Raw genomic sequence first — 23167 nt, 5'->3', positions numbered from 1 at the left:
TTATGCGCTTTTCGACTCGTTAACACTCTCAGGATACAGTGTTATTCACAGGATAGTCCTGACGGGCATATCGGAGCAACTAAGAACGCCGATCCGTCACGGAAAAACCAATAATGCCAATTTCGGCAAGCGGTACAGGACAGGGGGCCGCAATATATGAGTTTGGGCAGCGTACTTGTCCTTGATAGTGACCGCGAACAGGCACGAACCGTTTCGCGTCTGCTGGGGCAGCAAAACTGGACATCTGTTCTGAGCTTCAATCAGGATATGGCCCTTAAACTGTTACGAAACAGTCGCTTCCACCTTCTGATGTTCGATTCCTATGTCGACGGGCAAAACATTATCAGCCACATCGACGCCATCAAGGGACAGGCGTCGGATACGCCTCTGGCGATCATGGCCCATGCCTGGCAAGGGGCCAAGGCGCTAAAGGCGGCGCAGGAAACCGCTAAGGCGGCAGGGGCTGATTTTATGATCACCAAGCCGCTGCATCCGGACAGGCTTAAGAACCTGCTTCAGGAAACCAACGCCTATCATCGGGCGCGTCGCACCGAATTTCATGTGCTGGTGATTGATCCGGATATTGACCTGCGTAACCATCTGGCGGCGGTGCTGAAACAGGTCGGCTATAAGGTCTCTGTCGCCGATAATATGGAAGACGCCTTTTTCGATCACAATCTCGGGCTGATAGACGCCGTTCTGACGGCCATTCTTATACCGGGTATTGGCGGCGTCGAAGGCATCGCTCAGATACGCAAGGATTTCCCGCACATACGCACCGTTGCCATGTCTCAGGGCATTGATGACAAGATCGGGGCCATGCATGTTCTGGCAGCCGCCAAGGAAGTCGGGGCTGAGATATTATTACCCAAGCCCTTTGTCATGCCTGAGTTGCTGAATGCCATGGCGACGGTATCGCGCGACAAGATTCAGGCCAAGGCCGCTGAGGTGGCTGGCACCTGATTTTTTTCGCGCCTTGCGCTCAAAGAGCGAAGCGTTAGCGCATCAAAAAAACCGACGCGCGTATCCGGTTTAGAACAGAACGTGCGGATTCATGATGCGCTTCGGATCAAGCGCGGCGCGAACGGCCTGCATGGCGGCAACCGCAGTCGGATCTTTGTACAGAAGCGCTTCCGCCGTTTTCATACGGCCCAGACCATGCTCTGCAGAAATCGAGCCGTTATATTCATTGACCAGATCATGCACGACCTTGGCACCGGCATCGCGCAGGTCATTGAAGGTGGCCGCATCCATGCCTTCGGGCACGATGACATTGAAGTGGACATTGCCGTCACCGACATGGCCAAACGTCACCAGACGCGCACCGGGCAGGAAGGCCTCAACGGCTGCCGCGCCTTTTTCGATGTAGTCGGCCATTTGCGACAGGGGCACGGATATATCGTGCTTCCATGCGGCCCCTTCAACCTTTTCAGCCGCCGAATGTTCCTCGCGCAGACGCCAGAAGGCCTCGGCCTGCGTTTCATTTTGCGCAATGGCGGCATCGAGGATCAGCTCTTCCTCAAAGGCCGCTGTCAGCAGGCGCTCCATCGAGGCCTCGGCTCCGTCCGGATCGCCGGAAGCAACCTCAATCAAGGCATACCAGGGATATTCGCCCTCCAGCGGTTCACGGGTGTCAGGGATATTTTTAAGCACCAGTGACAGACCATACCGGCCCATCAGCTCAAAGGCCTCGACCTGACCGCCGGTTTCCTGCTTGGCGCGTCCCAGAAGATCGATGGCTTTCTGGGCGCTGTCGAAGCCGACAATGGCCACGCTGCGCGAGTTCATGATCGGAAACAGCTTGAGCGAGGCAGCGGTGATGATGCCAAGCGTGCCCTCGGCACCGATAAACAACTGCTTGAGGTCATAGCCGGTATTGTCCTTGCGAAGACGCTTCAGGCCGTTGAAAATCTCACCGTTGGGCAGCACCACCTCAAGGCCCGACACCAGATCGCGGGTCACCCCATAACGCAGCACCGCCGTACCACCGGCATTGGTCGAGATCACACCACCGACCGTGGCTGTGCCTTCGGCAGCCAGAGACAGGGGGAAATAGCGGTTGGCTTTTTCAGCGATTTCCTGCGCTTCCAAAAGCGTAATGCCGGTTTCGAGCACCATGGTGTCATCCGTCGGCGCGACATCACGAATGGTGCGCATACGCTCAAGCGAAATGAGGATTTCGCCAAACGGAATCTGACCGCCTACAAGACCGGTATTGCCGCCCTGAGGGGTGATAGCCACACCGTTTTCGTAGCAAATCTTCACCACCGCCGAGACTTCCTCGGTTGTCTTCGGCAAAACGAGCAGGGGCGTGGTGCCCTTCCACTTGCCGCGCCATTCCGTAAGCTTGGCCGTGACGCGCAGTTCATCGTCTGACCATCCGGCGTCACCGACCACGGCCTTGATCTGAGCGATCACTTCAGCGGCAACAGGGGGAACTTCGGCGAAAACGGGCTGGCTCATGGTAACCAATCTGGGGTGAACAATCTGGAAAGGGTGCTAAGGAGGGTTTTCGGTTTCGTTAAGTGAGGGAGGTCATCAATGCAAGCCCCTAATACAGGTACGCCCAAGGTTTGTGTCGGCGTTGTCTGTATACGTGACGATAACGTCCTGCTGATCCGTCGCGGCAGGCCCCCCAGACAGGGGCACTGGTCCATTCCCGGCGGCAAACTGGAGTTTGGCGAAACCCTGCATGACGCCGCCTTGCGCGAGCTTCATGAAGAAACCGGCTGTACGGCCAGAATAGGTCGCCTCATTCAGGTCTATGAACTGATTGAGGAGGGGTTTCATTACGTGCTGGTGGATTATCTGGCGGAATATATTGAGGGCGAACCGCAGGCGGCCGACGACGCCTCAGAGGCACGCTTTGTCAGTTTTGATGAGGCCGAGGCTCTGATGATTGAACCTGACCTGAAGGATGTGATCCGTCGTGCCCGCACCCTGTCGCAAAAATGACGAATAATTTAAGTGGTGACCTTGGTGAAATACATTAAGGTGACCTGATTAAATCAATACTACGCATTCAAGGGGCTGCGCTTATGGAAATTTTCTCGACCTTTATCGTCATATTGCTGGTGCTGTTGTTCTTTATTGTCTCCAGCATCGTCAAGATTGTGCCGCAGGGCCGTGAATTTACCGTCGAACGCTTTGGCCGCTATACGCGCACCCTTAAGCCCGGCATTTCTTTCCTGACTCCGTTTGTTGAAACGATCGGCAAGAAGGTCAATATGATGGAGCAGGTCTTTGACGTGCCTCAGCAGGACGTGATCACCAAGGATAACGCCGTGGTACGCGTTGATGGTATCGTATTCATTCAGGTGTTTGACGCCGCCGCTGCCGCTTATCGCGTTGATAATCTGAACCATGCCATCACGCAGCTGGCCATGACCAACCTCAGAACGGTTGTCGGCTCCATGGAACTGGACGAAGTACTGTCGCAGCGCGATTCGATCAATACGCGCCTGTTGACCGTTATTGATCAGGCGACTTCCCCGTGGGGCGTCAAGGCGGCGCGTATCGAGATCAAGGATCTGCGTCCACCGCTGGATATTACCGATGCCATGGCCCGTCAGATGAAGGCCGAACGTGAACGCCGCGCTCAGATCATTGAGGCTGACGGTGACCGTCAGGCAGCGATTACCCGCGCCGAAGGTCAGAAGCAGGCTGCCGTCCTTGAGGCTGAGGGCCGTAAGGAAGCCGCCTTCCGCGACGCTGAGGCGCGTGAACGTTCAGCAGAAGCCGAAGCCAAGGCCACCCAGATGGTGTCTGATGCCATTGCGTCAGGTGACACCAAGGCCATCAATTACTTCGTCGCCCAAAAATATGTCGAAGCCTTTGGCAAGTTCGCGAGTTCTAACAACACAAAAACCCTTATCCTGCCTGCCGATCTGGCGTCATTGGCCGGTACGGTCGGTGGTGTGGCAGAACTGATCAAATCCGTCAGTGAGAACGGCGACGCCACACGCAAGACCCGATAAACCCTTGAACGGGGGAGACACGTATGACTGTGATTGATCTGTTGTTTGCCCACCCTGCAGGCTTTCAGGCCTTTTGGGTCTGGCTGGTTATCTGTGGTGTCATATTGGGGTTTGAAGCCCTTATTGGTACGCAGTGGCTGTTGTGGCCGGCGGCGGCTGCGGGGGTAGTGGCTCTGTTGACCCTGACAGGTCTGCCCAACTTGTTTGTGCAGATCGTCGTATTTTTCGTCCTGACCATGGGACTGGCGGTGCTTGCCAAGCGCTATCTCAAGGTCAAGGATCCGGTGCCCGATATTAATGACAGCCACTTACGGCTGGTAGGTCGTGAGGCCATTGTCATCGAAGCCTTTGATGACATCAGCGGGCACGAAAATATCGGACGGGTCATTCTGGATGGGGTTGAATGGCCTGCGGTCTACGAACATGCCTCTAACGATCAGGCCCCCATACTGCCTGAAGCCAAGGTGAAGGTTGTTAAGGTTTATGAGGGCAGACTTTTCGTAAAACCGGCCTGATTCGGTTTTGCGAGGGGGGCTCATGAGATCATTTTTACGATTATGTGTGGTAATATGCGCCGGAGGGTTTCCGGCGCAGGGTGTTGCGGGCGCATGGCCTCAGGAAATCGGCCACATACAGGTCATCAGCCGCGCCGAACTGGCCAGAGCCACTCAGGCCTATGACGCGCAGGGCAATCGCGGTGTTGAACTGGATGGCTGGGAAGAAAAGTCAGTGTCTGTTTTCGTTGACTATGGCCTGACCGAGCGCATCAGCCTGACGGGCAAGGTCAATTTTCAGGATTACCAGACCGAGTGGGAGTCTTTTTCCGGGCTGGGTTCCGTGGAAATCGGGGCCCGCTATAATTTCCTCCGCACAGAGAAAACGGTCCTCAGTCTGGGCATCAGCGCCGAAGGGCTGGGGCAGGGGCGGCGCAACGCCTTTGAGGACGGACGCCCCGACAGTACAGATATCGAGCTCAGGGGCTATCTGGGGCGTAATTTCACGTTCAGGGGCATACCGTCCTTTGTTGATATTCAACTGGCGCGACGTATGCGCAGCCACGATGCCGATCAGTGGCGCGGCGATGTCACGCTGGGGCTCAAGCCGAATGAAAAATGGATGGTTCTGGCGCAGGTTTTTGATGGCCGGACCGATATTGAAGACAATTTTCAGGCCGTATGGGTCAATGGCGAACTGAGTGTTGTCCGCGCCTTTGGGCCTGAAAATGACCTCAATCTGCAACTGAGCGCCCGCCAGACACTCTATGGAAAAAATGTCCCTGAGGTGAGTGGCGCAGCTCTGTCGCTATGGAAAGCGTTTTAGAGACTGTTTCAGGAGGTTGGAGTCTGTGGCGAAAAGACGTGTCTTCGAGAACCGAAGCACAGCGTACATAGGTACGTGAGCATCGGAAGCGCAGAAGATGCGGCTTTGCAGGCCAGAAAATGACCTTTTGAGACAGTCTCTTAAGGCTTTGGCGTTGTCTCAATCTTAAGCCAGGCAATCAGATTGTGGCGCTGCTGCTCATCCTTTATGCCGATAAAGCCCATCTTGGTGCCGGGCACTTCGGCGGAGGGCTTGGTCAGATAGGCATCCAGCGTGGCAAAGTCCCAGGTCTTGGCATAGGCCTTCATCGGCTCTGAATAAGTATAGCCTTCGTGGGTACCTGCCACCTTACCAAACACGCCATAGAGATTGGGGCCGACCATATTGGCACCGCCCGGCACCAGCGTATGACAGGCGCGGCACTTGTTCCACTGCTTCTGACCGTCAGCCAGATCGGCAGTGTTATAGGGAGCGGGCAGGGCGGCCTGAAGCTCAGCCTTTTCCTCAACCGAAAGGCCCGCAGGAACGGGGGCTACGGCAGGGGCCGGCGGCGTGGCAGCGGGTTGCGAACCCGTCGGCCCAGAAGGCTCCGAACCACAGGCGACCAGTCCGAACATAAGGCCTGTGACAACGGTTAAAGACATAATCCTGCGCATAGTCGCCTCCTTCAGGTGCAGCCAAGGGTCTACTAGAGTCCTAAAGACTTGGCGAGAGGTTAAGCGTCTCAAGCTGACAATCGCGCAGCGTAAAAGTGTCGCAGCCATAGGGATTGTCGTCCGTGGCCTTTTCATTGGCCACAACCTTGACGACCCTGACCGTGCCGTTGGGGTGCAGTTCATAGCCATAGGGTGTTGTCCCCAGTTCCGGCCCCTCATGCCATGTCACGCGGTCATCTTCCCTACGCGACAGATAAAGACGATTAACGCAGGCAAGGCGATTGCAGTCATCATCAGAGGTATCTTCTGTGACCGGCTCTACGCGATAGCAATAGGCCATTGTGGCATCAAGGCTCCAGTCAGCAATGCCGTCACCATTCAGGTCGGGGGTGCGATTGATAACGGCCTGACCGTCATAAACGCCGCCTTGGGCCACACATATCTGTTGCTGCTGCCTGAGGAAGGCAATCAGATCCGGCGGGGTTATATCGGCTTGGGTTTCGTCCCAGTAATGCCCCTGAGGCAGAGGTGCCGGTCGCACAACAGGGGTTTTCGTAAATCGGAAGGACCCGGTGATGATCCGGTTTTGAGGCGACCACTCAAATCCGTAGGCACAAGGGTCGGCCCCAAAGCTGCCGCAGGCTGTGCCGTGCAGATTGACCTCTAGCCACTGGTGCTTTTCACCCTTGATCGGTTTGAGCTTATAAAAGCCGATCTGATCGGCAAATATCTGCCGGTAGCTGCCGCTGTCGTCCGCGGCCCATATCTGTAAAGGACAACCGCCGGTGCCACACAGGCTGCCGCTGGGCGCGCGTTCGACATCTATCATCCAGTCAGGCTTGGCGCCACCGGTCAGATTTACCGTCCGTAGAACCTTTTGCCTGAGCCATATATCGGCCTGATTGGGCGCAGGACGGGGCGCATAGGCGGCGTCTTCGGGATCGGAATAATCGTAATCGCCGAAATAAAGGTCTATGGCCTCCGCGACCACTTCAGGCGGGGGTGCGGCCTGAGCGCCCGGACCCGTAAAGGATATGGCGGCAAGTGCAAACACAATACAGGCAGATTTGAACCCCATAATGACCCCCTTGGTGACAGCGCTATGAGACTAGCGCTGAAACTGAGTCGTGCCTATGGGCGAAACGTCAGTCGCCATCCGCATCACCTGTATTCATATGTTGTTCGGTCCCGTCTATATAGATGTCATAGCTATTGCCGGTTTCGACAACTTTCTGGACAATGGCTGGGCCACCATAGCGCTCGATCAGTTCGGGATCGTTGATGTGATGCTGAAGAGCGGGCACGACCGCAAAGGCGAAATCATCTGAGGCGCTAACCTCTTCGCCCGTATTGTTGTCAATCAGACGAAAATTAATTTTAGCCATTTTGACCTCCTGTGGACAGGCACAAGTGTATGCTGACCGGGCTAAATGACAATGGGCGTAAGGTCGCAGCCCATAAAAAAAGCGTCTCCGGTAAACGGAGACGCCTTCTGTAAAAACCGGAAGGGATCAGGCCTTATCCCACAGAAGCTTATAGATTATGCCCCCGATTGCGGCACCGATCAGCGGCGCGAGCCAGAAGACCCACAATTGCGGCACGGCGGCAGTTTCAGCAAAGAAGGCGACCCCCGTTGAGCGGGCCGGATTGACCGAGGTATTGGACACCGGAATGGAAATCAGGTGAATAAGGGTCAGCGCCAGACCAATGGCAATCGGCGCAAAGCCTGCCGGTACTCGCGCAGAGGTGGCCCCCAGAATGATAATCAGAAAAAAGGCCGTTAATACAACCTCGGCAATCAGTACAGCGGTCAATGAAAAGCCGCCCGGTGACAAGTCACCATAGCCGTTGGTGGCAAAGCCGCCGATGCTGGCGTCTGCCTTACCTGTGGCAATCAGATACAGAACCCCACCGGCAATAAGGCCGCCGACCACCTGAGCGACCCAATAGGGGATAAGGTCTCTCCAACTGAATTTTCCGGCAACCGCCAGACCCAGTGATACCGCCGGATTAAAATGACCGCCGGATATGCCGCCCAGTGCATAGGCCGCCGTCAGAACCGTCAGACCGAAGGCCAGCGACACACCAACAAAGCCAATCCCCAGTTCAGGAAAACCCGCCGCCAGTACGGCACTGCCTGCGCCGCCGAAAACAAGCCAGAATGTGCCGAAGGCTTCGGCGCTAAGTTTCTTGATCATGTATTTCCTCCCGTTTGTCATCCTCAGGATGATTGGATGCGACTCACCCATTGGGTGAGCCTGCCTTCCATGCTACACCTGAGCGCGTACTTGTCCAAATAATGCGCAAGGAAACTGAAATGACGGGAGGGGGATGGGATGCGATTGATAGCTGTTGTTTCGGCCTTAGGCGGCCTCACGGGATGCGGGCCGCAAACACTTACGGATGTGGATTTTGGGCCTTTGCTTATTGCCAGTCTGATATTGCTCATGCCTTTTTTGCTGCTTTTATACAGCATGGGGAAACCCAGAGACAAAAGGCATGAGAACACATGGATCGATCCCGATTACGGGCGCAAGCGCGATCGGGATGATTCTTCGGATAATGATACGGATGGCGGTGATGTCTAGCCTATTGGCACACCGGAATGCGGATGCCGCGCGGAGCAATGGTGGAGCGGTCGCCGCAGGCCTGATCCATCTGGGACTGGGTGATGCCGCGTGCCGAACCCATCTCGGCACCTGAGAAGTTCACACCTCTGAGGTTCGCGCCGGAAAAGTTTGCGCCCTCAAGATAGGTGCCGACAAAGCTGGCATTAGTCAGGTTGGCATTGGCAAAGTTTGCATTGGAAAACAGACCGCCAAAGGCATTGACGTCCCTCAGGTCACCACCGGAAAAATTGCTGCGGTTGAAGGTGCCGAGGCTCAGATCAGCCTGACGCAGACGTGCGCCGGAAAAGTTTTTGCCGCTTAAGGTGCGGTTTGAGAAATCAGCCTGAAACAGATTGCAGCCCGCGCAGCTTGAGCCGCCGCGCGCCTTGTTGATCTGTGCGGCATTCTGGGCCAGAGCGGGCGTGGTCGCCGCGGCGATAAGGGCAATAGCCAGAACAATGGGTTTCATCTTGGGACACCTTGCAATAATCTGCCCGACTATAAGCAAATTCTGCGCCTTAGGCTACCGTCCGGTGCGCGGTTACTCGTTATTGGCTTCGTTAAGGTGGTCTGGCTCGCGGGGCGTTTCCGGTTTGCGGTTGAAGGGGACAACGACCAGATTGTCCGGTTGCCCGCGCATAAAGCCTTTGGAAATGAACTGTGAGGCGGCCATGGCTTCGCCGTCACCTTCCTCCTTAAGGCCGCTTCCGTGACCCTGCCCCAGACCATCGGCATTGAGCGCATCGGGATCGGCATTGGCCAGATCGTCGCGGCCCATATAGGAAATGGCCAGTTCACGGAAAATATAGTCAAGAATCGAAGTGGCGGATTTGATCGAGTCATTACCCGATACGGGGCCTGCTGGCTCAAAGCGCGTAAAGACAAAGGCATCGACAAATTCATCGAGCGGCACGCCATATTGCAGGCCAATCGATACGGCGATGGCGAAATTGTTCATCAGCGATCGGAAGGCCGCGCCTTCCTTGTGCATATCGATGAAGATTTCGCCCAATGCACCGTCGTCATATTCGCCGGTATGGATATAGACCTTATGGCCGCCGACACTGGCTTTCTGGATGTAGCCCTTACGCCGGTCAGGCAGTTTCTGACGGCTGCGGTCGCGTTCGACAATTTTTTCGACAATCTTTTGCACCGGTTCGGCAGGGTGCGTGGCCTCGGGCAGACTCCGTTTCGGTGCGTCTTCAAATTCAGGAATATCGAGTGGCTGGTTCACCGGTGCCGGTCTATGGACAAAACTGACGGCCCCGAGACCTTCGGCAGCGGCCAGTGCCATAAGCTTGAGGGCATCCGTAGGCGTCTGATCCCCGTTAAGCCTGATGGGCACAGAGGCGGGGGCACCTGTAAAGGCCTCAAGGGCCTGACGCATATGCAGGCGCATCTTAAGCGACGGCGGCGACAGAACCGCCTTAAGACCGCTGTCGAGCTCAAGGCCTTCAATAGTGTCATGTCCGAAGATATGGGCTTCGGCGGCGGCGATTGCCTCAGGCTCAAAGCCCATCAGGCTCAGGAGGCTGAAATCGGGTGCCTCAAGAGCCTCATCATCTATGCCCCAGATATCCTTTATGAAATCGGCATCAAGCACAGCGGTTGAAAAAGCTGATTGCAAATTGAAAGCGGTTGTCAGGGCGGCATCAACCTGACCGATTTCAACCTCGCTCAAACCCCTGGCCTTGAGGCTTTGAGCGTTGATATGCGGCGCATCATAGAGGCTGCGGCTACCCAGAACATGCAGGCGCAGTCTATCGAGCGTGTCTGTATCGCTCACGGCCTTGCGCACTGCATCATGCAGGATGCGCACTTCTGCGACGTCTTCGCTCTCCAGCGTCGCCGTAAGCCTTGTGACCGGGGCATCGCCTAAAGGGCGACCGATACGTAAGCTCAGGTCTTCGTCGGCAAACAGGGCGGCAATCTGGGTGTTGCGCAGGCCGGTCGCTTTGGCCAGTTTCAGGGTTTCCTGCGCTGCCGTCAGGCAATGCGCCTTGATCTGGCCGGAGCCTTTGAGTGCGCCAAGCCGATAGGGTTTTTGCGACAGGCCATGAAGGTAATGGTCGCGCTCAGAACTAAAGCCCTTACAGGCCCCAAGCCGCACCGCCAGATGCGCCGAGGTCAGCAGGCATTCGCTATTCATCAGGGCCATCAGGCTTGTGGCAAAGTCGATCCCGTCTGCATGGCCATAGCTCAGGTTCTGCGCCATCAGGCAATCACTCAGACCGGCTATGGTCAGGGCCAGAGGCCGTTGACGCTTCAGAAGGGCGGCGGCGGTGTGCGAGGCGCTATAGGCAATCGACGCCTCAATATCGAGGGCAATGGTCCACAGACGCACACAGGCGCTGAAGCCGTCGATGTCAAAGCCGTCATCTGTCAGAAACGCATAGGCGTTGATAGCGGCACGCGGGGCCATGAGGCTGGCCTCAAGCGCTTCGGCGGCCTGAGGATCAAAACAAAGCCATAAACGCCCGCTTTCAAAAGCGGTCTGCGCCGCCAGACGCGCAGACGGATCACCGGCGGCAATCATGTCCCGCGCGGCCGTGACAATGGTTGGTGCCGAAGCGGCACTCTCAGGGGTGACGTGTTTTTGCGACCAGTCGGGCAGGGGCGTGTCTTCACCGAGATTGCGGCTTGACTGAATGGTCAGCTGAATGAGTGAATCGGTGGCCCCAAGTTTACGGGCCTTAAGGGCGGCACGGGCCAGAGCCGGATTGTGTTGCAAGCTCAGGCGTTGCGGCCCGTCTGTGCGGGCAATGGCGGCGGATATATCGGACAGGGCGGCATGAAGCTGATCAGAGGCGGCCTTGGCGATGGTTTCGGAACGCGCCGTCACCAGAAGATTATGCAGGGCCGCCGTAGTCGCATGATCATCAAGCGCCAGAAACCGGCTTTCGGTCGGTTCCGGTAACTGGTCTTCGGCTAGTGGATGTAACCGGTGGCCGCCGCGCAGGCTTTGTGCCGGTGCGGCGAAACCCAGCAGCAGAGACGCCCTGAGTTCACGCCAGAAATGGCTGGCCTCAGGGGCGTCTGTGAAGTAGCCGAGCGCCTTTCCCCAGGCGCTCAGACGGCTTACATAGGCATCAATGGCCCCTTCGAATATATCGCTGAAGGCGTCAGGGGCGTGAGCGTCCTTATCCGTACCCTGAGGTAAATCGGCGGGCAGGGCGGACGCCCAGTCAAGCCAGGCTTCGGCCTGCGCCTGCGTCCAGTCACGCGGGCAGAGAATCGTTTCAAAATGCCCCAGGCGTTCAATCTCACGCACTTCCGGCGACAGGTTGAGGTTCAGTTGCTGTGCGAAATCTGAGGCAGGAAGATAAGAATCGCTGCGCATTTTTCTTCAAGGCTCCTGTGGGGCACCGCCATATTATCATCAGTTTAAGGGTTAATTGCCTTTTGCGCAATAAATCTGGTGGTGCGTGTGAATTTGATCCACAATATGTTGATTGTATGCCGCGGCGTTTATCCCGTGGTATTGCTTGCGTCTTTGGCTTGCCTTGGGGGCGTTTTGGACTTACAAGCGGCCTGATATCTAGTGTTTTAAGGGAAAAAACCCGTGTTGGATAAGGCATTCACCTGGTGGAACGGCGCGACCTTAGGGACGCTGTGGACCATTTTTCGTTCCGCCAACCACGTGGGCACCGATGAGTTCGGCAACAAGTATTACGAAGCCCGTACCCTGAAAGAAAGCTATGGCGACAAGAAGCGTCGCTTTGTCATCTATAAGGGCTATGCCGACGCCTCGAAGATCCCGCCCGACTGGCACGGCTGGATGCACTATATGTACGACGATACGCCGACCGAAGCTGCCCTGCCGAAAAAAGCATGGGAAAAGCCGCACCTGCCGAATTTTTCCGGCACACCGTTTGCCCGTTTCCCCAAGGGGTCACTGAACGCCGAAGCCGAGCGTCAGAAGTCGAGCGGCGATTACGAAGCGTGGAAGCCGTAAGCACATGGCACGGATGCGGATGACGGTTGTAAAATCGGCGCTGCTGCTGGCGGGGGCAACGGCCCTTGCCCTTCCGCTATATGCTCAGAATGCGGGTCAGAATAACGATTCTGAGGTCTATTATATTGACGGCGTGGAATATCGTCCGTTTGTGCCGGATGCCCAGAAACCGGCGCAGCCGTCTCAGGCCTCATCCAATACACCGTCTCAGCCATCAGCCCCTGCTACGGGTTCAGCGACCTCTGTGTCGCCGGGCGGCACGCCCTATGTGACGCCGGATCGTCCGGATGCGTCGGCCGCGTCTGCGGCTGCAGAAAAGCCGGAAACCCCCAAAGCCCCTCCGCCGCCGCCGGAAAAGCGCATTCGCTATGGCTCTGCGGTCATTCAGGCCCTCGATAAGGTGACCGCTGAGACTATGCGGTTTGAGGTCAAGGTCGGGAAATCCGTGCGCTACAAAGGCCTTGTTTTTACGGTGAAAGCCTGTGAAACCAGCGCCCCGGAAGAACCCATGTCGGATGCCATGGCCTATCTTGAGGTGCGCACCAATCCGGCTCCGTCAGCAGCGGGGGTAATCCCCAAACCGCGTCAGGTATTTCAGGGCTGGTCCTATGCCTCGTCACCGGGGCTGAATCCGTTTGAGCATCCGGCCTATGATGCCTGGGTGGTGGCCTGCAGGGCGCCCTTGCCGGTGACTGTGGCCGGTAAGGAATAGAAATCGCCTTCGGTTTCCAGCGCGTTAGCCAGCAGAAACCGGTAATCGTCACGCGGAATTTCAATTACACCGAACTGTTTAAGGTGGTCCGTCTGAAACTGACAATCGAGCAGTCGGTAACCCCCGGCCTTCAGCCGCGCCACCAGATGCACCAGCGCGATTTTTGACACATCGCGGGCGCGTGACACCATGCTTTCGCCGAAAAAAGCCCCGCCAATGGCCACGCCATAAAGCCCGCCCATTAAGGTTTCGCCGTCCCAGACCTCAACGCTATGGGCCAGACCACGGGCGAACAGGGCCTCATAAAGCGACTGAATAGGATGGCTAATCCAGGTATTGTCCCGGTCAGCCGCTTCTTCGGCACACAGTTCAATGATCTGTGTAAAGGCTGTGTCGATTTTGACGGTGTAATCATCTCTGGCCACCGTGCGCTTCAGACGCGAAGGGATGTGAAAACCATCCAGCGGTAATATCCCGCGCATGGGCGGGTCGACCAGAAACAGATAGTCGTCATCGCGGGCATCCGACATCGGGAAGATGCCGGTGCGATACGCCGCGATAAGATCATCAAGGGTAAAACTCTCAGCCATGCAGGGGCTTAGCCCCCGCACCCGATTGACCCGAGGTAGAAGGCCCTGTCCATTGCCCTAAGCCCCTGCTGTCTGTGCCTTAATCCAGTTTTCCAACCAGTGGATATTGTAATCCCCGTTCTGGATGTCTTTTTCATTCAGAAGGTCAAGGAACAGCGGGATAGTGGTTTCAATACCCGTAATAACCGTTTCCTGAAGCGCACGCTTAAGGCGGGCCAAAGCTTCGGGCCGGTCACGACCGTGCACGATCAGCTTGCCGATCATGGAATCGTAATAGGGCGGAATGGCATAGCCATTATAGACCGCCGAATCGATGCGCACCCCAAGCCCGCCGGGAGCGTGGAAATCGGTGACCGTGCCGGGGGAGGGTACAAAGGTACGGGCATTTTCCGCATTGATACGGACTTCGATCGAGTGCCCTTTGAAGTCGATATCTTCCTGCGTAAACGACAGGGGCAGGCCAGCGGCGATGCGAATCTGTTCGCGTACAAGGTCAACGCCGGTGATGAATTCAGTCACCGGATGCTCGACCTGAAGGCGGGTGTTCATCTCGATAAAGAAGAACTCACCGTCTTCATACAGGAACTCGATCGTGCCAACCCCGAGGTAACCAATCTTTTTCATCGCCTCGACAACGATGTTGCCGATCTTTGAGCGGGCGTCGGCATCAATGGCGGGCGAGGGGGCTTCTTCAAGTACCTTCTGGTGGCGACGTTGCAGTGAGCAGTCGCGTTCACCCAGATGTACGACATTGCCGTGGCTGTCGGCGATGACCTGAATTTCAATGTGGCGCGGCTTCTGGAGATAGCGCTCCATATAGACCGTGCCGTCACCAAAGGCGGCAGCGGCTTCGGACTGGGCGCTCATGACCGCTTCGGCCAGAGAGTCCGCATCCTTGGCGACCTTCATGCCGCGACCACCACCACCGGCAGCGGCCTTAATGATCAGCGGGAAGCCGATGGATTTGGCTGCCTCAATGGCTTCTTCAACCGTGGCCACACCACCGTCAGAACCGGGAACTACGGGGATGCCGGAATCTTTCGAGGCCTGTTTGGCCGTAATCTTGTCGCCCATCAGGCGGATATGCTCAGGCTTCGGACCAATAAAGGTCAGGCCGTGCGCGCCGATGATTTCGGCAAAGCGGGCATTTTCCGACAAAAAGCCATAACCCGGGTGCACGGCCTGCGCACCGGTGATTTCGGCGGCGGCAATGATCGACGGGATGTTCAGGTAAGACTTGGATGCCGGTGCAGGCCCGATACAGACGCTTTCGTCTGCCAGATGCACATGCAGCGCGTTACGGTCGGCCTCGGAATGGACGGCCACGGTGGCGATGCCCATTTCCTTACAGGCGCGGATAACGCGCAAAGCGATCTCGCCACGGTTGGCAATAAGAATCTTTTCAAACATTCGGCTTACTCGAAAGCGATCAGAGGTGCGCCAAATTCAACCGGCTGGGCGTCGGAGACGAGGATTTCAGCCACCACGCCGTCTTTCGGTGACGGAATGGGGTTCATGGTCTTCATGGCTTCGATGATCAGAAGCGTCTGACCGGCCTTAACGCGATCACCGACCTTGATGAAGTTGGCCGCGCCCGGCTGAGGTGCCAGATAGACCGTGCCGACCATAGGCGATTTCACCGCGTCCTTCGCGGCGGCAGGTGTAACTGCCGGAGCGGCCTCAGCCGCAGCCACAGGGGCCGCCGCAGGCGCTGCCACAGGGGCAGGAGCGGCCGCATAAACGGCTGCCGGTGCCGCCGTCAGTTGACGGGCCACACGGATTTTCAGGTCGTCCTGTTCGACTTCGATTTCGCTCAGTTCGGTTTCCTTGAGGATGTCCGCCAGCTTGCGAATCAGGTCGGGATCGATGGAATTACCTTTGTTAGACGACATGCATGTACCCTGAGAAATATAAAGGCGTGTAAGTTACTGATCTAACAGGCGAAGGCCTGCGTCAATAGCGAGTTCATAACCGATGGCCCCGAAACCGGCGACAACTGCCTTAGCCGCTTGCGACACATAGGAGTGACGACGGAAAGGTTCACGGGCATGGGGATTGGACAGATGGCATTCGATGACCGGTATGCTCAGGGCCTTTAGGGCATCAAGCAGGGCCACGGATGTGTGGGTATAGCCAGCCGGATTGATGATCAGGAATGACGCTTCGGTACGCGCTTCCTGAACCCAGTCGATAAGCTGGCCTTCGTGGTTGGTCTGGCGAAACACCACGGATGTGTTTTTGGAAGCTGCCAGCGTTTCACACCGCGCCTTGATGTCCTCAAGGGTCGTGTGGCCATAAATTTCCGGTTCCCGCACCCCAAGCAGGTTGAGATTTGGGCCATTAAGGACATATATGGGCTTGGACATCTATCCTCAGCGCGCAACCAGTAAAAAGCGGTCTTTTATCGCCTGTTGCCGTCGCTCACAAGCTAAAGGGTGCAAAAAGCGAAGCTCATGTCTGAAATTGACACAAAAACAGCGAAAATTCTGCTGAATGGCGAGTCTGTCGAGGTCACGGTGACCACTGTGCGGCAGTTATTAGAGTCTATCGGGCTGGATGGTCGCAAGGTCGCCGTCGAGCGTAACCTCGAGATCGTTCCGAAATCAGCCTATGACACCACTCCGATTCTTGAAAGCGACCGCATTGAGGTTGTTCATTTCGTCGGCGGGGGATAATTCGGGGCGGCTAATCGCCTACGACTTGCTCTCGTCGTGCGGATTGGCGCGGTAATAGTCAAATCCGCCCGGATTGAGATTGGTAAAACTCGGCAGGTTTTCCAGCCATTGCTCCGTGCCGGCGGCAGGTGTCAGGGTCAGGCCGCGGGTGTCCGTGACACTGAGGTCAATATCATCACCTTCGTGAATATTCAGGGTATTGATGATATCTTCGGATAAGATAACGGCTAACTGATCGCCCTGTCTGATGACTTTCATTTGGTTCCTCACTTTTTTATAGCTGTTGGTTTTGCATAGCATGCCCAAACGCGACGGGCCAGATGTGTCAGCTTGTCGCTTTGGGTGGTTTTAGGCTGGTCATCATTGCCCAAGGGGCTATATGAGACGTCAGATATAAGTCACAGGATTTTCAAATCATGAGCGATAGCTGGAGCGTAGCGGGTCGAACATTCACATCACGTCTGATAGTGGGAACGGGTAAGTATAAGGATTATGCGCAAAACGCCGCTGCCGCTGAGGCCTCAGGCGCGGAAATCGTCACTGTAGCCGTGCGCCGCGTTAACCTGTCTGACCCGAACCAGCCGATGCTGATGGACTATGTCAAACAGGATCGTTTTACCTATCTGCCCAATACGGCAGGCTGCTTTACCGGTGAGGATGCAGTGCGTACCCTGCGTCTGGCGCGTGAGGCCGGAGGCTGGAATCTGGTCAAGCTTGAGGTTTTGTCCGACCCCAAAACGCTTTATCCGGATATGGAAGAAACCCTGCGCTCGCTTAAGCTGCTGGTCAAGGACGGTTTCGACGTCATGGTCTATTGTTCGGACGATCCGGTCTATGCCAAAAAGCTTGAGGAGGCGGGGGCCTGCGCCATCATGCCTTTGGGCGCGCCGATCGGGTCGGGGCTGGGCATCCAGAACCGCGTGACGCTGCGCATCATTATTGAAAATGCCAAGGTGCCGGTGCTCGTGGATGCCGGAGTTGGCACGGCTTCGGATGCCGCCGTGGGCATGGAGCTTGGCTGTGACGCCATATTGATGAACACCGCCATTGCCGAGGCTAAGGACCCGATTCGCATGGCCGTCGCTATGAAGCACGCCGTCATCGCCGGTCGTGAAGCCTATCTGGCCGGTCGTATGCCGAAAAAGCTCTACGCTGATCCGTCTTCGCCTCTCGCGGGCCTGATTTAGGCTTCGGCTCGTACCGCAGGTTTCCGCTTGCCGCGTCTGCGGCGGCGGGGCTTCTTGCGCACCATAGACAGCAAAAGCCCTTCGCGTAAGCCGCGATCCGCGACCCTTAAGCGCTGACAAGGCCAGAGATTCTGCACGGCCTGCAAAATAGCTGCGCCCGCGAGAACCAAATCCGCACGGTCACGCCCGATACAGGCTTCGGCTTCGCGTCCTTCAGGCCCCATGATCAGCAGGCGCTCAATGACATCACTGCATTCGGTGTCGCTCATCCACAGGCCATCGACGCGTGAGCGGTCATAGCGTTCAAGCCGCAGATGCAGACCGGCCAGCGACGTAATCGCGCCCGACGTGCCGACAATATAGGCATCCTGTGCGTCAAAGTGCGGTCTCAGCGCCTCGGGGGCCTTAAACGAAGACAGGGCCGATTCGACATCGGCAGTCATGGTGTCGAACCAGACCTGTTTGTCGCCGTTCGCCGGTTCTGGGAATCGTTCCGCCAGACTGACGACCCCTGTGGGGATGGAAATCCAGTATTTCGGCACCGGCGGACGGCTGGATACATTCAGCCCGTATCTTGCGCCTCTTATGGGTGGCGCACCTTCAGGGGCTTTGTGTTTTTCCAGTTCGACCCATGATATTTCCGTTGAGCCGCCTCCGACATCCAGCACAATCGCCGCCTTGGCCGGGGCATCAAGTAATGAGGCGCAGCCAATCACAGACAGGCGCGCTTCTTCCTCAGGCGTGATCAGTTGTAGTTTCAGACCCGTTTCAGCCTCAACGCGGCGAATAAATGCCTGACCATTACGGGCAATGCGACAGGCCTGCGTGGCGACGGCCCTGACCTTGACGACCTGACGGCGGGTGATTTTCTCGGCGCAGATTTTCAGGGCGGCCACGGCGCGTTCAATGGCGCGCTCCTGAAGCTGCCCATTTTGCGACAGGCCTTCCCCCAGCCTGACAATGCGCGAAAAGGCCTCGATGATGCGAAACTGACCGTTAGCATAGGCGGCAATCATCAGGCGGCAGTTGTTGGTGCCCAGATCAAGCGCCGCATACAGAGGGGCGTGATCTGGTGTGATGCCACCGGACACGGCTGTGGCCTGCGCAGGGCGCGATGGTCCAGACCGTCTGACGGCCTGGCGGGCTGGCTGGCCAGCCTGAGTTGAGGGAGCCTTACGCATGTGGCTCATACCGCTTATTAATAATGGAAGCGACACGCTGAAAAGCTTATCGCAAGTTGCGTTCACCCTAATAGGGGCAGGGGGGGATGAAAAGCCTTTTGTAAGCAAGCCCCTGAGATATTCCGGACAATCTGTAAAAAAACAGCTCCGGAATTATGGCTACGGAGCGCGGGCGGGGACGCGGCTCTCGCCTGACGATGTAAATTCCTCTGGATAAGGATCAACTAAAGGGGGAAGGGTAATGGCGTAATGGCCATAAGCCGTTACAAATAGCTTCAATCGAGTCCCTGTGTGCTGACAGGGGCTTCTGTTGGGGGGATACGCATGCAACACGTCGGTGATATATCTATGAACCCGTCATCAGACCCGTCAATGCGCGCCGCGCGATTCGTTATCGGTCAGGTCGTCCGGCACCGCTTGTTTGATTTTCGCGCTGTGATCTTTGATGTCGACCCGACCTTTGCCAATGCGGAAGAGTGGTGGCAGGCTATTCCCGCATCTGTAAGGCCGGATAAAAACCAGCCGTTTTATCATCTGCTGGCTGAAAATGGTGAGGAATGCTATGTCGCCTATGCCTCGGAAGCCAACCTCAGCGCCGACACTACGGGTGAGCCGCTGCGCCATCCGCAAACCGGTCTTATATTTGACCGTTTTGAAAACGGACGTTACCTGCCTAAGGGGCGCCTGGCCAATTGATCCTAAGATGATTGTGGGTTGATCGGAACTAATGGTTGACACGATGGTTCGTATTTATGTAGATGCCCGCATCTCTCTTTGAGAGCAGTCTGACTGCGTTCGGATATATCCCAAAGACAGAGACAGCCACGGAGCATTTGAGAGCGGATTTGGCAAAATAATGCTTGATCAAATTCTCACTTGTCTGTAAGTGGTTGAAACAATTGATTAGTTTCAATTGAGCCCGTAGCTCAGTCGGCTAGAGCATCTGACTTTTAATCAGAGGGTCCTGGGTTCGAGTCCCAGCGGGCTCACCAATCTTTCAAAAGATTGGTGAGTTTTTTTTGCCCAAAAAGCGACGTCAATACCATAAATCAGCATAGCTTTGTCACGGCTGTGCGAACGGGCGCGATCTCAAAGCGACATTGAATTTTGATACCATAAGACGGACACAATCCTGTGGCCCCTATGACGTATTCGAGGGGCTCTGGTTCGGATATTTCGGATATCCGAAATAAGCTGTTTGAATATATGGTTTTAAGATTAAGATGAATTTTTGGGTACCGGAGGGGTCGTATGCGTAAGGTGAACCGGCAATGGAGACTATGGGCAGGCGCTATGTCCGGTCTTATCTGTATGAGCCTGGGGGCCTGCGCCAGTAAACCTGATCGCGTCAACATGGTTGAGTCTCATCCGGTCGATGCAGGTGATCCCAAGGTCGAAGACGACGATGCCTCATTCACCGAAACGGTAAGAAAAAGCGCCGGTGATGTCAGGGGCGGTTTTAGCGATGCGGTTTCCGCACCCTTGGTGGACCTCAATCTCAAGCGTAAGGAAATCCCGCCTGTGCTTTTGCGGGCCGTAGCCAATACCTATGACCTCGGCGGGCTATATCAGTGTGAGGAAATGGCCGCCGAAGTCAGGCAGCTTGATGCGGTTCTGGGGCCGGATTTTGATGAACCGCCTGCGCCGAACGAAATCGACACCTATACCGAACGCGGCGGTCAGATGGCCTCGAAGTATACGCTGGATGCGGTACGTGGTGCCGCCACCGACATTATTCCCTACCGCAGCGTTATACGCAGGCTCTCGGGTGCCGAAAAGCACCACAGGGCCTATGAAAAGGCCGTGGATGCCGGTCATGTGCGTCGAGCCTACCTCAAAGGCATAGGCATGCACAAAAATTGTGCGCCGCCAGCGGCACCATCGTGGTTTGTTCCGACCGCTGAGACGGTAAAGGCCGAAGTTCCAGCTCCGGCGATACCTGCCCCAACGAAAAAGCCAGCACCGCGTAAGAAGTAAGGCTAGGCCTTCAGGTGACGTGCGCGGAAATCCTTGCGGAAGGCTTCAAAACGGCCTTCGGCAATCGCCTGACGCATGCTGATCATCAGGGCCTGAAAGAAGGCGATATTGTGCCAGCTCAGCAGCATCTGCCCCAGAATTTCCTCGGCACGCACCAGATGATGCAGATAGGCCTTGGAATAGTCGCGGCTGGCCGGACAATCACTGTTGGCATCCAGCGGTGTATCGTCCTCGGCAAAGCGGGCGTTTTTGATGTTGATCGGCCCGTCCCATGTCCACACCTGACCATGACGGCCGGAACGGGTCGGCAAGACGCAGTCGAACATATCGACGCCGCGTGCGACGGCTTCGACCAGATCAATCGGCTTGCCGACCCCCATCAGATAGCGCGGACGATCCCACGGCAGAATGGGCGCGGAATAATCAAGCGTCTCACACATGGCCTCATGGCCTTCACCGACCGCCAGACCACCAATCGCATAACCGTCAAAGCCGACCTCAAGCAGACGGTCGGTCGATTCGCGACGCAGGGCTTCAAAGGTTGATCCCTGCTGAATACCGAACAGGGCCTGAGTGTCGCGTTCGCCAAACGCCTGTTTGGAACGCAGACCCCAGCGGGCCGAAAGCTGCAACGCTTTCTGGGCGCGGGCTTCTTCGGCAGGCCATGACACGCACTCATCAAGCTGCATGACGATATCAGACCCTAACAGGTCAGCCTGAATTTCAATCGAGCGCTCCGGCGATAGGATATGTTTTGAGCCATCCAGATGGCTGCGGAAGGTGACCGCCTCTTCGGTGACCTTGGAAATCTGCGACAGGCTCATGACCTGAAAGCCGCCGGAATCGGTCAGGATCGGCCCGTCCCAGCCCATGAATTTATGCAGCCCCCCCAGACGTTTCACCCGCTCCGCCGTCGGGCGCAGCATCAGGTGATAGGTATTGCCAAGGATGATCTTGGCATTAGCCTGACGCACCATATCGAGCGTCAATGCCTTAACCGTGGCGGCGGTGCCAACGGGCATAAAGATCGGGGTCGGTATATCGCCGCGCGGCGTTTTCAGGACTCCGGTGCGGGCCTGGCCATCGGAAGCGGTGATTTCAAAAGGAAAGCGTGCCATGCGCGCCTCATAGCGGGCTTGGAGCGGCACGTAAAGACTGGGCACTGGTGCTAAAGGGCGAAAGGCGTATAAGGCCCCTATGACGCAGGACATTGCCCCGTTTTACACCATTGAAATCAGCCGTCTTGCCCATGACCTCAAGGCGCAGGGGCGATCCATAATCCATATGGAGTTCGGTCAGCCGTCAACCGGTGCGCCCAAAGACGCCATCGATGTGGCGCATCGCGTTCTGGATTCTGAGGCTATGGGCTATTGGGAAAGCCCCATGCTCAAGCAGGGGCTGGCGCGCTATTACGCCGATAGCTATGGCATTCAAGTTGATCCGGAGCGCTTTATTCTGACCTGCGGGGCCTCACCGGCACTTGTGCTGGCCTTAAGTGCCGGATTTAAGGCCGGTGCGCGCATAGCTCTGGCAAGACCCGGCTATGTGGCCTATCGAAATGTCCTGAAAGCGCTCAATATGACGCCGGTTGAAATCGGTTGCGGGCCTGAAGTGCGTTATCAGTTGACGGCGGATGCGCTGGCGGCACTTGATCCTGCACCGGACGGCGTGATTATCGCCAGTCCTGCCAATCCGACCGGTACGATCATCGCGCCGGATGAGCTTAAGGCCATTGTCACGGTTTGTCGGGAACGCGGCATTCAGATCGTCTCGGACGAAATATATCACGGCCTGAGCTATGCTGACCCCGCGCATTCGCTTTTGGAATATGCGCCTGAGGCTTGGGTGATCAGCAGCTTTTCCAAATATTTCAGCATGGTCGGCTGGCGTCTGGGGTGGTGTCTGGCACCGGAATCCCACGTCGCGGTGGCCCGCGCCTATGTGGGGAACATGTTTCTGACGGCACCTTCCCTAAGCCAGCATGCAGGCCTTGCGGCATTGGGGTGTCGTGAGGAACTTGAGGGCCATGTCGATACCTATCGCCGTAACCGGCAGATTTTGCTTGAGGCCTTACCGCGCCTTGGCCTGAAGCAGATCGCCCCGCCGGACGGGGCCTTTTATGTCTATGCCGACATCAGCCATCTAAGCCATGACAGCCTGTCTTTCTGTAAGCAACTGTTGCAGGAGACCGGCGTCTGTACGGCCCCCGGCATAGATTTTGATCCCGTCGACGGCACGCATTTTATCCGCTTCAGCTTTGCCGTCTCCATGCCTCAGGTTGAGGAAGCCATTGAACGCATGGTGCCGTGGTTTCAGGCTTACAGCTGA

At 56.5% G+C, this 23167-nt stretch carries 27 protein-coding genes and 1 tRNA gene; 14 read left to right on the top strand and 14 right to left on the bottom strand.

Annotation, left to right across the window (positions count from 1 at the left end; genetic code table 11):
• Positions 1-156 precede the first annotated feature (156 nt).
• Complete coding sequence (locus E5201_RS07455; protein ID WP_140985432.1) at positions 157-963, top strand: response regulator; 807 nt, start codon at positions 157-159, stop codon at positions 961-963.
• Positions 964-1032: 69 nt separating this feature from the next.
• On the opposite strand, the gene E5201_RS07450 is transcribed toward E5201_RS07455, so the two are convergent.
• Positions 1033-2463 carry an FAD-binding oxidoreductase gene (locus E5201_RS07450; RefSeq protein WP_140985431.1) on the bottom strand — a complete coding sequence of 477 codons (1431 nt, stop codon included), beginning with the start codon at positions 2461-2463 and terminating at the stop codon, positions 1033-1035.
• A 78-nt stretch (positions 2464-2541) separates the two neighbouring features.
• On the opposite strand from E5201_RS07450, the gene E5201_RS07445 reads away from it, so the two are divergent.
• The 4 genes from E5201_RS07445 to E5201_RS07430 all read left to right on the top strand — a co-directional run bounded on the left by E5201_RS07445 (position 2542) and on the right by E5201_RS07430 (position 5297).
• Positions 2542-2955, top strand: coding sequence for an NUDIX hydrolase (locus E5201_RS07445; protein WP_140985430.1), 414 nt, complete (start codon positions 2542-2544; stop codon positions 2953-2955).
• A gap of 83 nt (positions 2956-3038) precedes the next feature.
• The gene (locus E5201_RS07440; RefSeq protein WP_140985429.1) at positions 3039-3977 is read left to right on the top strand and encodes an SPFH domain-containing protein; all 939 of its coding nucleotides are present in this window, start codon (positions 3039-3041) and stop codon (positions 3975-3977) included.
• A gap of 23 nt (positions 3978-4000) precedes the next feature.
• Complete coding sequence (locus E5201_RS07435) at positions 4001-4492, top strand: NfeD family protein (RefSeq protein WP_140985428.1); 492 nt, start codon at positions 4001-4003, stop codon at positions 4490-4492.
• Positions 4493-4514: 22 nt separating this feature from the next.
• The gene (locus E5201_RS07430; protein ID WP_140985427.1) at positions 4515-5297 is read left to right on the top strand and encodes a DUF481 domain-containing protein; all 783 of its coding nucleotides are present in this window, start codon (positions 4515-4517) and stop codon (positions 5295-5297) included.
• 140 nt (positions 5298-5437) lie between these two features.
• On the opposite strand, the gene E5201_RS07425 is transcribed toward E5201_RS07430, so the two are convergent.
• The 4 genes from E5201_RS07425 to aqpZ form a co-directional block, all read right to left on the bottom strand.
• Positions 5438-5953 (bottom strand): c-type cytochrome, encoded by a 516-nt coding sequence (locus tag E5201_RS07425; protein ID WP_246050468.1) that lies wholly within the window; start codon positions 5951-5953, stop codon positions 5438-5440.
• 40 nt (positions 5954-5993) lie between these two features.
• Complete coding sequence (locus tag E5201_RS07420; protein WP_140985426.1) at positions 5994-7031, bottom strand: hypothetical protein; 1038 nt, start codon at positions 7029-7031, stop codon at positions 5994-5996.
• 67 nt (positions 7032-7098) lie between these two features.
• Complete coding sequence (locus E5201_RS07415) at positions 7099-7338, bottom strand: hypothetical protein (protein ID WP_140985425.1); 240 nt, start codon at positions 7336-7338, stop codon at positions 7099-7101.
• A 126-nt stretch (positions 7339-7464) separates the two neighbouring features.
• Positions 7465-8151, bottom strand: a complete 687-nt coding sequence (gene aqpZ / locus E5201_RS07410; protein WP_140985424.1) for an aquaporin Z — start codon at positions 8149-8151, stop codon at positions 7465-7467.
• Positions 8152-8289: 138 nt separating this feature from the next.
• Between aqpZ and E5201_RS07405 the strand changes: the two genes are divergently transcribed.
• Entirely contained in the window at positions 8290-8541 is a 252-nt protein-coding gene (locus E5201_RS07405; protein ID WP_140985423.1) for a hypothetical protein, read from the top strand.
• 1 nt (position 8542) lies between these two features.
• Here E5201_RS07405 and E5201_RS07400 read toward each other — a convergent pair whose 3' ends face one another.
• Both E5201_RS07400 and E5201_RS07395 read right to left on the bottom strand, forming a co-directional pair.
• Complete coding sequence (locus E5201_RS07400) at positions 8543-9031, bottom strand: pentapeptide repeat-containing protein (protein ID WP_140985422.1); 489 nt, start codon at positions 9029-9031, stop codon at positions 8543-8545.
• 72 nt (positions 9032-9103) lie between these two features.
• Positions 9104-11902, bottom strand: a complete 2799-nt coding sequence (locus tag E5201_RS07395) for a TSCPD domain-containing protein (protein WP_140985421.1) — start codon at positions 11900-11902, stop codon at positions 9104-9106.
• 222 nt (positions 11903-12124) lie between these two features.
• Between E5201_RS07395 and E5201_RS07390 the strand changes: the two genes are divergently transcribed.
• Together E5201_RS07390 and E5201_RS07385 are read left to right on the top strand one after the other, a co-directional pair.
• The gene (locus E5201_RS07390) at positions 12125-12517 is read left to right on the top strand and encodes an NADH:ubiquinone oxidoreductase subunit NDUFA12 (protein ID WP_140985420.1); all 393 of its coding nucleotides are present in this window, start codon (positions 12125-12127) and stop codon (positions 12515-12517) included.
• 19 nt (positions 12518-12536) lie between these two features.
• Positions 12537-13229, top strand: coding sequence for a DUF2155 domain-containing protein (locus E5201_RS07385; RefSeq protein ID WP_181404563.1), 693 nt, complete (start codon positions 12537-12539; stop codon positions 13227-13229).
• Here the strand turns inward: E5201_RS07385 and aat are convergent.
• The 4 genes from aat to aroQ are packed head-to-tail and all read right to left on the bottom strand — an operon-like array spanning position 13166 to position 16185.
• Positions 13166-13819 carry a leucyl/phenylalanyl-tRNA--protein transferase gene (aat, locus tag E5201_RS07380; protein ID WP_140985418.1) on the bottom strand — a complete coding sequence of 218 codons (654 nt, stop codon included), beginning with the start codon at positions 13817-13819 and terminating at the stop codon, positions 13166-13168. The genes E5201_RS07385 and aat overlap by 64 nt on opposite strands.
• Positions 13820-13876: 57 nt before the next feature.
• Positions 13877-15229, bottom strand: a complete 1353-nt coding sequence (accC, locus tag E5201_RS07375) for an acetyl-CoA carboxylase biotin carboxylase subunit (protein ID WP_140985417.1) — start codon at positions 15227-15229, stop codon at positions 13877-13879.
• Between the two features lie 5 nt (positions 15230-15234).
• Positions 15235-15711, bottom strand: a complete 477-nt coding sequence (accB, locus tag E5201_RS07370; protein ID WP_140985416.1) for an acetyl-CoA carboxylase biotin carboxyl carrier protein — start codon at positions 15709-15711, stop codon at positions 15235-15237.
• 33 nt (positions 15712-15744) lie between these two features.
• Positions 15745-16185, bottom strand: a complete 441-nt coding sequence (gene aroQ / locus E5201_RS07365; RefSeq protein WP_140985415.1) for a type II 3-dehydroquinate dehydratase — start codon at positions 16183-16185, stop codon at positions 15745-15747.
• A gap of 87 nt (positions 16186-16272) precedes the next feature.
• Here aroQ and thiS point away from each other — a divergent pair, with 87 nt between their 5' ends.
• Positions 16273-16494, top strand: coding sequence for a sulfur carrier protein ThiS (thiS, locus tag E5201_RS07360; RefSeq protein WP_140985414.1), 222 nt, complete (start codon positions 16273-16275; stop codon positions 16492-16494).
• An 18-nt stretch (positions 16495-16512) separates the two neighbouring features.
• On the opposite strand, the gene E5201_RS07355 is transcribed toward thiS, so the two are convergent.
• On the bottom strand, positions 16513-16752 hold the full coding sequence (locus tag E5201_RS07355; protein ID WP_140985413.1) for an AbrB/MazE/SpoVT family DNA-binding domain-containing protein: 240 nt from the start codon (positions 16750-16752) through the stop codon (positions 16513-16515).
• Between the two features lie 158 nt (positions 16753-16910).
• On the opposite strand from E5201_RS07355, the gene E5201_RS07350 reads away from it, so the two are divergent.
• Positions 16911-17681, top strand: coding sequence for a thiazole synthase (locus E5201_RS07350; RefSeq protein WP_140985412.1), 771 nt, complete (start codon positions 16911-16913; stop codon positions 17679-17681).
• Here the strand turns inward: E5201_RS07350 and E5201_RS07345 are convergent.
• Positions 17678-18862: a Ppx/GppA phosphatase family protein gene (locus E5201_RS07345; RefSeq protein WP_140985411.1), complete on the bottom strand. Its 1185-nt coding sequence runs from the start codon at positions 18860-18862 to the stop codon at positions 17678-17680. The genes E5201_RS07350 and E5201_RS07345 overlap by 4 nt on opposite strands.
• A gap of 324 nt (positions 18863-19186) precedes the next feature.
• Between E5201_RS07345 and hspQ the strand changes: the two genes are divergently transcribed.
• The 3 genes from hspQ to E5201_RS07330 all read left to right on the top strand — a co-directional run bounded on the left by hspQ (position 19187) and on the right by E5201_RS07330 (position 20839).
• A complete protein-coding gene (hspQ, locus tag E5201_RS07340; protein ID WP_246050466.1) occupies positions 19187-19558 on the top strand; it encodes a heat shock protein HspQ in 372 nt (123 codons plus the stop codon).
• Between the two features lie 219 nt (positions 19559-19777).
• A tRNA-Lys gene (locus tag E5201_RS07335) sits at positions 19778-19854 on the top strand.
• Between the two features lie 259 nt (positions 19855-20113).
• On the top strand, positions 20114-20839 hold the full coding sequence (locus tag E5201_RS07330; RefSeq protein ID WP_140985410.1) for a hypothetical protein: 726 nt from the start codon (positions 20114-20116) through the stop codon (positions 20837-20839).
• Between the two features lie 2 nt (positions 20840-20841).
• On the opposite strand, the gene tgt is transcribed toward E5201_RS07330, so the two are convergent.
• On the bottom strand, positions 20842-21957 hold the full coding sequence (gene tgt / locus E5201_RS07325; RefSeq protein ID WP_140985409.1) for a tRNA guanosine(34) transglycosylase Tgt: 1116 nt from the start codon (positions 21955-21957) through the stop codon (positions 20842-20844).
• Between the two features lie 79 nt (positions 21958-22036).
• On the opposite strand from tgt, the gene E5201_RS07320 reads away from it, so the two are divergent.
• Positions 22037-23167: a pyridoxal phosphate-dependent aminotransferase gene (locus tag E5201_RS07320; protein WP_140985408.1), complete on the top strand. Its 1131-nt coding sequence runs from the start codon at positions 22037-22039 to the stop codon at positions 23165-23167.

This window comes from Asticcacaulis tiandongensis (genome assembly GCF_006475605.1).
Taxonomy (GTDB): Bacteria; Pseudomonadota; Alphaproteobacteria; order Caulobacterales; family Caulobacteraceae; genus Asticcacaulis; species Asticcacaulis tiandongensis.
Note: the sequence above shows the minus strand (reverse complement) of the source record. Positions and strands in the feature narration are given on the sequence as shown.

What these genes read in the sequence shown, in the direction of transcription:
- E5201_RS07425 (WP_246050468.1), bottom strand. Translation starts at nt 5,953, where the DNA reads ATGCGCAGGATTATGTCTTTAACCGTTGTCACAGGCCTTATGTTCGGA.
- accB (WP_140985416.1), bottom strand. Translation starts at nt 15,711, where the DNA reads ATGTCGTCTAACAAAGGTAATTCCATCGATCCCGACCTGATTCGCAAG.
- E5201_RS07345 (WP_140985411.1), bottom strand. Translation starts at nt 18,862, where the DNA reads ATGCGTAAGGCTCCCTCAACTCAGGCTGGCCAGCCAGCCCGCCAGGCC.
- E5201_RS07420 (WP_140985426.1), bottom strand. Translation starts at nt 7,031, where the DNA reads ATGGGGTTCAAATCTGCCTGTATTGTGTTTGCACTTGCCGCCATATCC.
- E5201_RS07445 (WP_140985430.1), top strand. Translation starts at nt 2,542, where the DNA reads ATGCAAGCCCCTAATACAGGTACGCCCAAGGTTTGTGTCGGCGTTGTC.
- E5201_RS07395 (WP_140985421.1), bottom strand. Translation starts at nt 11,902, where the DNA reads ATGCGCAGCGATTCTTATCTTCCTGCCTCAGATTTCGCACAGCAACTG.
- accC (WP_140985417.1), bottom strand. Translation starts at nt 15,229, where the DNA reads ATGTTTGAAAAGATTCTTATTGCCAACCGTGGCGAGATCGCTTTGCGC.
- E5201_RS07330 (WP_140985410.1), top strand. Translation starts at nt 20,114, where the DNA reads ATGCGTAAGGTGAACCGGCAATGGAGACTATGGGCAGGCGCTATGTCC.
- thiS (WP_140985414.1), top strand. Translation starts at nt 16,273, where the DNA reads ATGTCTGAAATTGACACAAAAACAGCGAAAATTCTGCTGAATGGCGAG.
- tgt (WP_140985409.1), bottom strand. Translation starts at nt 21,957, where the DNA reads ATGGCACGCTTTCCTTTTGAAATCACCGCTTCCGATGGCCAGGCCCGC.
- E5201_RS07405 (WP_140985423.1), top strand. Translation starts at nt 8,290, where the DNA reads ATGCGATTGATAGCTGTTGTTTCGGCCTTAGGCGGCCTCACGGGATGC.
- E5201_RS07350 (WP_140985412.1), top strand. Translation starts at nt 16,911, where the DNA reads ATGAGCGATAGCTGGAGCGTAGCGGGTCGAACATTCACATCACGTCTG.
- E5201_RS07430 (WP_140985427.1), top strand. Translation starts at nt 4,515, where the DNA reads ATGAGATCATTTTTACGATTATGTGTGGTAATATGCGCCGGAGGGTTT.
- hspQ (WP_246050466.1), top strand. Translation starts at nt 19,187, where the DNA reads ATGCAACACGTCGGTGATATATCTATGAACCCGTCATCAGACCCGTCA.
- aqpZ (WP_140985424.1), bottom strand. Translation starts at nt 8,151, where the DNA reads ATGATCAAGAAACTTAGCGCCGAAGCCTTCGGCACATTCTGGCTTGTT.
- E5201_RS07355 (WP_140985413.1), bottom strand. Translation starts at nt 16,752, where the DNA reads ATGAAAGTCATCAGACAGGGCGATCAGTTAGCCGTTATCTTATCCGAA.
- aroQ (WP_140985415.1), bottom strand. Translation starts at nt 16,185, where the DNA reads ATGTCCAAGCCCATATATGTCCTTAATGGCCCAAATCTCAACCTGCTT.
- E5201_RS07450 (WP_140985431.1), bottom strand. Translation starts at nt 2,463, where the DNA reads ATGAGCCAGCCCGTTTTCGCCGAAGTTCCCCCTGTTGCCGCTGAAGTG.
- aat (WP_140985418.1), bottom strand. Translation starts at nt 13,819, where the DNA reads ATGGCTGAGAGTTTTACCCTTGATGATCTTATCGCGGCGTATCGCACC.
- E5201_RS07415 (WP_140985425.1), bottom strand. Translation starts at nt 7,338, where the DNA reads ATGGCTAAAATTAATTTTCGTCTGATTGACAACAATACGGGCGAAGAG.
- E5201_RS07455 (WP_140985432.1), top strand. Translation starts at nt 157, where the DNA reads ATGAGTTTGGGCAGCGTACTTGTCCTTGATAGTGACCGCGAACAGGCA.
- E5201_RS07385 (WP_181404563.1), top strand. Translation starts at nt 12,537, where the DNA reads ATGACGGTTGTAAAATCGGCGCTGCTGCTGGCGGGGGCAACGGCCCTT.
- E5201_RS07320 (WP_140985408.1), top strand. Translation starts at nt 22,037, where the DNA reads ATGACGCAGGACATTGCCCCGTTTTACACCATTGAAATCAGCCGTCTT.
- E5201_RS07440 (WP_140985429.1), top strand. Translation starts at nt 3,039, where the DNA reads ATGGAAATTTTCTCGACCTTTATCGTCATATTGCTGGTGCTGTTGTTC.
- E5201_RS07400 (WP_140985422.1), bottom strand. Translation starts at nt 9,031, where the DNA reads ATGAAACCCATTGTTCTGGCTATTGCCCTTATCGCCGCGGCGACCACG.
- E5201_RS07435 (WP_140985428.1), top strand. Translation starts at nt 4,001, where the DNA reads ATGACTGTGATTGATCTGTTGTTTGCCCACCCTGCAGGCTTTCAGGCC.